The sequence below is a fragment of the Rhodococcus sp. T7 genome, assembly GCF_009872365.1.
GTDB lineage: Bacteria > Actinomycetota > Actinomycetes > Mycobacteriales > Mycobacteriaceae > Rhodococcus_F.
In genome coordinates, this window is record NZ_WXYH01000323.1 from 62,105 (window position 1) to 70,557 (window position 8,453).

6 protein-coding genes are annotated in these 8,453 nt (G+C 70.0%); 5 read left to right on the forward strand and 1 reads right to left on the reverse strand.

Features of this window, described 5'->3' with window-relative positions:
* Positions 1 to 129: 129 nt before the first annotated feature.
* A complete protein-coding gene (locus MLGJGCBP_RS26485) occupies positions 130 to 723 on the forward strand; it encodes a DUF3000 domain-containing protein (protein ID WP_072942294.1) in 594 nt (197 codons plus the stop codon).
* On the opposite strand, the gene MLGJGCBP_RS26490 is transcribed toward MLGJGCBP_RS26485, so the two are convergent.
* The gene (locus MLGJGCBP_RS26490) at positions 724 to 1,986 is read right to left on the reverse strand and encodes an alpha/beta hydrolase (RefSeq protein WP_160099138.1); all 1,263 of its coding nucleotides are present in this window, start codon (positions 1,984 to 1,986) and stop codon (positions 724 to 726) included.
* Positions 1,987 to 2,154: 168 nt separating this feature from the next.
* Between MLGJGCBP_RS26490 and MLGJGCBP_RS26495 the strand changes: the two genes are divergently transcribed.
* The 4 genes from MLGJGCBP_RS26495 to MLGJGCBP_RS26510 all read left to right on the forward strand — a co-directional run bounded on the left by MLGJGCBP_RS26495 (position 2,155) and on the right by MLGJGCBP_RS26510 (position 8,350).
* Positions 2,155 to 3,549 carry a WS/DGAT/MGAT family O-acyltransferase gene (locus tag MLGJGCBP_RS26495; RefSeq protein ID WP_087555862.1) on the forward strand — a complete coding sequence of 465 codons (1,395 nt, stop codon included), beginning with the start codon at positions 2,155 to 2,157 and terminating at the stop codon, positions 3,547 to 3,549.
* A 49-nt stretch (positions 3,550 to 3,598) separates the two neighbouring features.
* The gene (locus MLGJGCBP_RS26500; protein ID WP_160099140.1) at positions 3,599 to 4,885 is read left to right on the forward strand and encodes a ribonuclease D; all 1,287 of its coding nucleotides are present in this window, start codon (positions 3,599 to 3,601) and stop codon (positions 4,883 to 4,885) included.
* A gap of 147 nt (positions 4,886 to 5,032) precedes the next feature.
* On the forward strand, positions 5,033 to 6,241 hold the full coding sequence (locus tag MLGJGCBP_RS26505) for a thiolase family protein (RefSeq protein WP_087555860.1): 1,209 nt from the start codon (positions 5,033 to 5,035) through the stop codon (positions 6,239 to 6,241).
* A complete protein-coding gene (locus MLGJGCBP_RS26510) occupies positions 6,242 to 8,350 on the forward strand; it encodes a 3-hydroxyacyl-CoA dehydrogenase NAD-binding domain-containing protein (RefSeq protein WP_160099142.1) in 2,109 nt (702 codons plus the stop codon).
* Positions 8,351 to 8,453: the final 103 nt, after the last annotated feature.

The window sequence follows — 8,453 nt, forward strand, 5'->3', positions numbered from 1 at the left end:
GTCCTCGCGCTCTCTGCCTGCTCGAATTTCGGCAGCTCTCATGCTGCCATGCCGCGGCTCCGCCGCCGATCGGCCCTGCTCGGCGCGCCTCCGACGAGATGCGAGGGTCCGGGTCTAACGTCCCGAGCTGTGACGACTTCGGGATCGCCCGCCGAACCGGCCGAGTTCCGCGCCGCCGTCGAAGCGATGAATTCCGCGCAGGTCCGTGCGGACATCGAGCTGGGTCCCATCCGGCCCCCGCAACGGCTCGCTCCGTTCAGCTACGCCGTCGGCGCAGAGGTCGTGCACGAGGACACCGGGGTCGTCGCCGAACAGAGCGAGGGTGACGCGTTCGGCAGATTGATCCTCCTGTTCGACCCCGAGGGTGACGAGGCGTGGAACGGCACGATGCGGCTGGTCGCCTACATCCAGGCCGACCTGGACGCCGCCGTGGCGTCCGACCCGCTGCTTCCCGAGGTGGCGTGGAGCTGGCTCGTCGACGCACTCGAGTCGCGCCACGAACCTCTCAACGCGCTCGGCGGGACGGTGACCGCGACGACGTCGGTGCGGTACGGCGACATCGCCGGCCCCCCGCATGCGCATCAGCTGGAACTGCGCGCGTCGTGGACGGCGACGTCGGTCGAACTGGCCGCGCACGTCGAGGCGTTCTGCGAGGTGCTGGCGTACGCGGCCGGTCTGCCGCCCGCCGGGGTGGCGCAGCTGAAGACGCTCGGCGGCAAGTAGTCAGGCCGATTCGGTACCTGCTGCCGTGCCCGCTGCGGGGGCGTCGGTGGTGGCGCTGCGCGACCATTCCAGGAACCGCCCGACCGCCTGCGTGACCGAGATGCTGCGGATCGAGGGGAACACGTCGAACGCGTGCTGCGCGCCCTTCAGTTCCGCGTAGACGACGGGGTTGCCGGACACCTGCCGCAGTTCGTCGACGAAGATCCGCGCCTCGGCGACGGGAATGAGCGAATCGCTCGTCCCGTGGATCACGAAGAACGGGGGTGCGTCCGCCCGGAGGTGCGCGAGCGGCGACGCGGCCCGGTAGTCGTCGGGGAACGTCGCGTTCTTGCCGAGCACCATCGGCATCAGCCCGGAGTGCACACGCTGGAGGACGGCCTTGATTCCGGTGTCGCCGGCGAAGTCGTAGACGCCGTAATACGGCACACACGCCTGGACCGACGTGTCCACATCCTCGAACCCGGGCTGCAGCCGACCGTCGTTCGCGGTGAGTCCGACCATGGCGGCGAGGTGGCCGCCCGCGGAACCGCCCGTGACGGCGATGAAGTCGGGGTTGCCGCCGTACTCCGCGACGTGCTCCCGGAGCCAGGCCAGGGCCTGCTTGATCGCGATCAGGTGTTCCGGCCATTTCGCCTTCGGCGACAGCGGGTAGTTGACGGCCGCGCACACCCACCCCCGCGAGGCCATCTCGAGCATGAGCGGCAGACCCTGTTGGTCCTTGTTTCCGATCACCCAGCCCCCGCCGTGGATCTGGAGGAGGACCGGGCTCTTCGACGGCAGGTCCTGCCGGTGGTAGATGTCGAGGCGGGCCCGCCGCCCGCCCGGCCCGTACGCGAGGTTGCGGACCCGGGTGACGGCCTTGTTCCGCATCCAGAACGGGTTGAGGAGTTGCCGCCACACGGGCCGCCCCGGGTGGTCGATGGCGGTGTCGCGGTCGGTGTAGTTCTCGCCGAGCGTCTCGACGAGCGCGGATTCCGCTTCGGCTCCGGCGCCCCGGCCGGTGGCGATGACGGCGGCGAGCCCGGCGGCGGAGGCGGCGGCCAGCGCGAGGCCGACGCGGTCGCTGCGGGTCCGCGTGCCGTGACGGGCGGCGTGCTGGGCGGCGTCGGCGGCGGTCACGGCGAGGAGGTGGGGTGCGAGTTCGGTGGTCAGCCACCCCGAGAAGAAGGCGACCACCGACGTGGGCGCACCGGGCAGGGGACGCAGGGCGTTGGCGGCGAGTGCGGCGCCGACGGCCTGCCGGAGAACGAAGCCTCGGGTCATACCACCAACCGTAGAACATGTTCTAATAGAGCGGTTGCGTGCCCCGCTCCCCTGCACGGCGGATCGAGAACGAACCTGAGTGGCATCTCGCCGGTTCACCGTCGCGCAGACCTGGCGGATCCGCGATTCGTTGGACCACCTTCTAGAACGTGTTCTAGTATCGATTTCATGCAGCGACTCAGCGGTCTCGACGCGTCATTCCTCTATCTCGAAACGTCGACACAACTCCTCCACGTCTGCGGAGTCATCGTCCTCGACATCTCGACGGTTCCGGGCGGCTACACGTTCGCCGGACTCAAGGCCGAACTCGGCGCCCGCACCGAGGCGATTCCCGCGTTCCGGCGCAAGCTGCAGGACTCCCGGTTCAACCTCGACCACCCGGTGTGGGTCGAGGACACCGACTTCGACATCGACCGGCACTGCCACCGCGTCGCCCTTCCCGCCCCCGGCGGCCGCGACGAACTGGCCGAACTGTGCGGCGACATCGCGGGCATTCCCCTCGACCGCGCCCGGCCGCTGTGGGAGATGTGGGTGATCGAGGGCCTCGACGACGGTTCCGTCGCCGTGATGTCGAAGATGCACCACGCCGGCGTGGACGGGATCACCGGCGCGAACATGATGGCCCAGCTGTGCGGCCTCGAACCGGACGCCCCGCGGCCCGACCGCGACGACTCCGCCGAGAGCGCGGGACAGGCGAGCACACTCGACATCGCGGTGGGCGGGCTGCTCGCCGTCGCGTCCCGCCCCGCGAAACTGCTGCGGATCGTCCCGCAGAGCCTGACGCTGCTGCCCCGCTGGATCGGCCGGGCCCGGCGCGGCGAGGCGATGCCCGCGCCGTTCACCGCACCGCGCACGTCCCTCAACGGCACGCTGACCAGTCACCGCAATCTCGCGTTCACCCAACTCGACCTCGAGAAGGTCAAGACGGTCAAGAATGCGTTCGACGTCAAGGTCAACGATGTCGTCCTCGCCCTGTGCTCGGGCGCACTGCGGAAGTACCTGCGCAGCCGCAGGGAACTGCCCGACAAGTCGCTGGTGGCGATCGTCCCCGTGTCGGTCCACGGAAAATCGGACCGGCCCGGCACCAACCAGGTGTCCGGGATGTTCACCCAACTCGGCACCCAGATCGAGGATCCCGCCGAACGCCTGCTGGCGATCGGCGAGCACAACTCGACGTCCAAGGAACACAACGAGACCCTCGGCGCGAGCCTGCTGCAGGACTGGTCGCAGTTCGCCGGCCAGGCCGTGTTCGGCACCGCGATGCGCCTCTACTCGACCCTCGGCCTGGCGGAACGGCATCCGGTGGTCCACAACCTGGTGATCTCCAATGTGCCCGGACCGTCGGTCCCGCTGTACTTCCTGGGTGCCCTGATCCGGGCGATGTATCCGCTGGGCCCGATCTTCCACGGCGCCGGGCTCAACGTGACGGTGATGTCGCTGAACGGCCAACTCGACGTCGGCCTGATGAGCTGCCCGGAACTCGCACCCCACCTCTGGGATCTCGTCGACGCGTTTCCGGCAGCCCTGGACGAGCTCGTCGAGGCAGCGGGGAACCGGTCGTGAACCCGGCGGTGCGCTGCGGGAATCCCGAAGAGACGTAGAGTCAGCTGTCATGTCCGAAGTCACCGACGACGCCTCGTCTCCCGTCCCCGCCGAAGAACCAGGCGGGCAGGTAGTACCCCTGCTCGCACCCCGGGACGGCGTACCCGACGTGGTGACCACCGCGGAGGGTGTCGCGAAGGCCGCGGCCGCGCTGAGCGAGGGCACCGGGCCGCTGGCGGTCGACGCCGAGCGGGCGTCCGGCTTCCGCTATTCGGCGCGCGCGTATCTCGTACAGCTGCGCCGGGAGGGCGCGGGGACGGTGCTCCTCGACCCGATCCCCACCGCCGCCGATCTCGCCCCGCTGGCGGAGGTGATCAACCCGCTGGAGTGGATCCTGCACTCCGCCGACCAGGATCTGCCGGGTCTCGCGGAAATCGGTCTGGCGCCGGCGACGCTGTTCGACACCGAACTGGCGGGGCGCCTCGCCGGTTTCGAGCGGGTCGGCCTCGCCGCGATCGTGGAGCGGACCCTGGGCCTCGAACTGCGGAAGGGTCACGGCGCGGCCGACTGGTCGAAGCGGCCGCTGCCCGACACGTGGCTGAACTACGCGGCGCTCGACGTCGAGGTCCTGGTCGAGTTGCGGAACGTGATGGCCGCGGAACTCGAGGAGCAGGGCAAGAGCGACTGGGCGGCACAGGAATTCGAGCACATCCGGCTCGCCGGGCCACCGCGGCCCAAGCCCGACCGCTGGCGCCGGACGTCGCACATCACATCGCTGAAGACGCAGCGGCAACTCGCCGCCGCGCGCTCCCTGTGGCAGGCCCGTGAGGACCTGGCCCGCAAACGCGACGTCTCCCCCAGCCGGGTGCTTCCGGATTCGGCGATCATCGACGCAGCGACGAAAGACCCCCGCAGCATCGAGGCACTGCGGGCGCTGCCGGTGTTCGGCGGTCCCCGGCAGCGGCGGCATTCCCGGATCTGGCTGCAGGCGCTCGAGGATGCCCGGGCGCTGCCGGACTCCGAACTTCCCCCGAAGACCCCGCCGTTCACGGGCCCCCCGCCCGCGAGCCGGTGGGCGCGGCACGACCCCGACGCCGCCGAACGGCTGACGGCCGCCCGCGCGGCGCTGGCCGCTCTCGGGGCGGAGGTCTCGGTACCGGTGGAGAACCTGGTGACCCCGGAACTCGTCCGCAGGCTGTGCTGGGACTGGGCGGCTCCCGAGGACGGCGACGAGGCGGCGATCGACCGGGTGCTCGAGGCGGGCGGGGCGCGAGCGTGGCAGCGGATGCTGACCGTGCCCCGGCTGGCGGCCGCGCTGCGCGCCGCGGCCCAGCAGAAGGGCTCCGGCGACGACTGACGCTGCCCCGGCACGCGGGGTGAGCGCGTGAATTCCCGATGAGGTACCCATTAAGTTACCCGCGAGTAACGGTAGGGGTACGCTGGTCCGGAGGCCGGACGCCTGGCCGTGATCCGGAACCAAACTGCTCCATCAGGAGGAATTCGCGTGGCTCCATCCACCACAACTCAACGCAACGTCGTATTCGTCGACGGCATCCGCACTCCGTTCGGCAAGGCCGGCCCCAAGGGCATGTACGCGGAGACCCGCGCGGACGACCTCGTCGTCAAGACCATCCGCGAACTGCTTCGCCGAAACCCGCAGCTCGACCCCGCGCGCATCGACGAGGTCGCCATCGCCGCGACCACGCAGACGGGTGACCAGGGCCTCACCATCGGCCGCACCGCCGCGATCCTGGCCGGGCTCCCCGAGACGGTCCCCGGTTTCGCCATCGACCGCATGTGCGCCGGCGCCATGACGTCCGTCACCACCACCGCGTCGGGCATCGGCTTCGGCCAGTACGACGTGGTGATCGCCGGCGGCGTCGAGCACATGGGCCACCACCCGATGGGTGAGGGCGCCGACCCGAACCCCCGGTTCCTGGCCGATCGCCTCGTCGACCCCAGCGCACTGGTCATGGGCAACACGGCCGAGAACCTCCACGACCGGTTCCCGACCATCACCAAGGACCGCACCGACGCGTACGCCGTCGCCAGCCAGAACAAGTACGAGGCCGCACGCAAGGCCGGCTTCATCGCCGACACCCTCGTACCCGTCGCCACCCGGTCCGCCGCGGGCTGGGGCCTGGCCACCGAGGACGAGCCGCCGCGTCCGGGCACCACGATCGAAGACCTCGCGAAGCTGAAGACGCCGTTCCGTCCCGCGGGCCGCATCACCGCAGGCAACGCGGCCGGTCTGAACGACGGCGCCACCGCCGCCCTCCTCGCAGGGGAGGACACCGCCCTCGAACTCGGGCTGCCGATCGGCATGCGCATGGTCGGATTCGCGTTCCAGGGCGTCGACCCCGCCGTCATGGGCATCGGACCGGTGCCCGCCACCGAGAAACTGCTGGGCAGAACCGGTCTCGAGATCGAGGACATCGGCCTGTTCGAGATCAACGAGGCGTTCGCCGTCCAGGTCCTCGCGTTCCTCGAGCACTACGGCATCGCCGACGACGATCCGCGAGTCAACCAGTGGGGCGGCGCCATCGCGTGCGGCCACCCCCTCGCGTCCTCCGGTGTCCGCCTGATGACCCAGCTGTCCCGCCAGTTCGCCCAGCGCCCCGACGTCCGCTACGGCCTGACCACGATGTGCATCGGTCTGGGCATGGGCGGAACCGTGATCTGGGAGAACCCGAACTTCGATGGAGCCAAGTAGATGACCGACATTGCAACGGCATTCGCCGACGAGGTCGTGACCAACGCGTACACCAAGATCGTCGCGGTACCGGGCATCGAGGGCCCGGTCGCGCTGATCACCCTCGACAACGGTTTCGACCACACCAAGCCGTCGTCGTTCGGCCCGGGCGGCCTGACGGCCCTCGACGCCGCCCTGGACGAGGCGTTCGCCGCCCACCCCGTCGCGGTCGCGATCACCGGCAAACCCTTCATCTTCGCCGCCGGGGCGGACCTCAAGGGTGTTCCGAGCATCACGAACCGTGACCAGGCGCTCGAACTGGGCCGCCTCGGGCACAAGGTGTTCCGCCGGCTCCGCGAATCGTCCGTCCCGACGTTCGCGTTCGTCAACGGCGTCGCGCTGGGCGGCGGCCTCGAGGTCGCGCTGCACAGCCATTACCGCACCGCCTCCGAGAGCGCGGGCGCACTGGGTCTGCCCGAGACGTTCCTCGGGCTGGTTCCAGGCTGGGGCGGAACGCAGTTGCTGCCCAACCTCATCGGCCCCTCGAACGCCGTCACCGTCGTCCTCGAGAACGCGCTGAACCAGAACCGGACGCTCACCCCGAAGAAGGCCCTCGAACTCGGCGTCGTCGACGCGGTGTTCGGTTCGGCCGACTTCCTCGAGCAGTCGTTCGCCTGGGCCGCACAGGTTCTGGCCGGCGAGATCACCCCCGCGCGTCCCGAGATCGACCGGGGCAAGGGCTGGGACGACGCGATCGCTCGCGCGAAGGCAATCGTCGAGGGCAAGACCAAGAACAACGCACCCGGACCGGTCAAGGCCGTCGAACTCCTCGAGCTGGCCCGGACCACCGACCTCACCGACCCGGCTTCGCTCGACAAGGGCTTCGCCGCCGAGGACGAGGCGCTCGCCGACCTTCTGCTCGCCGACGAGCTCCGCGCGGGCCTGTATGCGTTCGACCTGGTGAACAAGCGGGCCAAGCGGCCCGCGGGCGCACCCGACAAGTCGCTCGCGCGCAAGGTCACCGGCGTCGGCATCGTCGGTGCCGGCCTGATGGCCAGCCAGCTCGCGATGCTGTTCGTCCGCCAGCTGAAGGTGCCGGTCGTCCTCACCGACATCGACCAGGAGCGCATCGACAAGGGCGTCGGCTACGTCCACAGCGAGATCGACAAGCTGCAGGGCAAGGGCCGGCTCTCCCCCGACGCCGCCAACCGCCTGAAGGCACTCGTGTCCGGCTCGCTCGACAAGGCCGCATTCGCGAAGACCGACTTCGTGATCGAGGCGGTGTTCGAGAACCTCGACCTGAAGAAGAAGATCTTCGCGGAACTCGAGGAGCACATCGCCCCCGAGACGATCCTCGCCACCAACACGTCCTCGCTGTCGATCACCGAGATGGCCGCGGACCTGAAGCACCCCGAGCGGGTGGTGGGCTTCCACTTCTTCAACCCGGTCGCCGTGCTGCCGCTGCTCGAGGTCATCAAGGGCCAGAAGACCGACGACGCCACCCTGGCAACGGCATTCGCGACCGCCAGGGCGCTGAAGAAGTCGGCCGTCGGTTCCGCCGACCTGCCCGGGTTCGTCTTCAACCGGCTCCTGATCCGCACCCTCGGTGAGGTCATGAACGCGGTCGACGAGGGCACCCCGTTCGAGGTGGCCGACAACGCCATCGCCGAACTCGGGATGCCGATGACCCCGTTCACGCTGCTGGCGCTCGTCGGACCAGCGGTCGCGCTGCACACCGGCGAGACCCTTGCCGCGGCGTACCCGGAGCGGTTCCACAACTCCCCCGGGCTCGAGGCGCTGGTCGAGGCGAAGAAGCCGGCGGTGTGGAGTTACGGCGCCGACGGCAAGCAGGTCGTCGACCCCGACGTCGCGGCGCTGTGGAAGCAGGGCGATACGGCGTCCACGTCCGCGGAGGTTCTCGAGCGCACGCGGCGCGCGTTCGCCGAGGAGATCCAGATCATGCTCGACGAGGGTGTCGTCGCGGCGGCGGAGGACATCGATCTCTGCCTGATCCTCGGCGGCGGGTTCGGCTTCTGGAACGGCGGCATCACGCCGTACCTGGACCGCACCGGCACGTCCGAAGCGGTCAACGGCAAGCGGTTCCTGGCGCCGGGCGTCGCGAGCGTCTGACCCCAGGTGAGTGGCGATGTGTGCCCCGGCACGCATCGCCACTCACCTGCTCAGGCGACGGGGACGTGGTCGGCGGCGGCGAGGGCCTGGCGGGCGTAGGCCC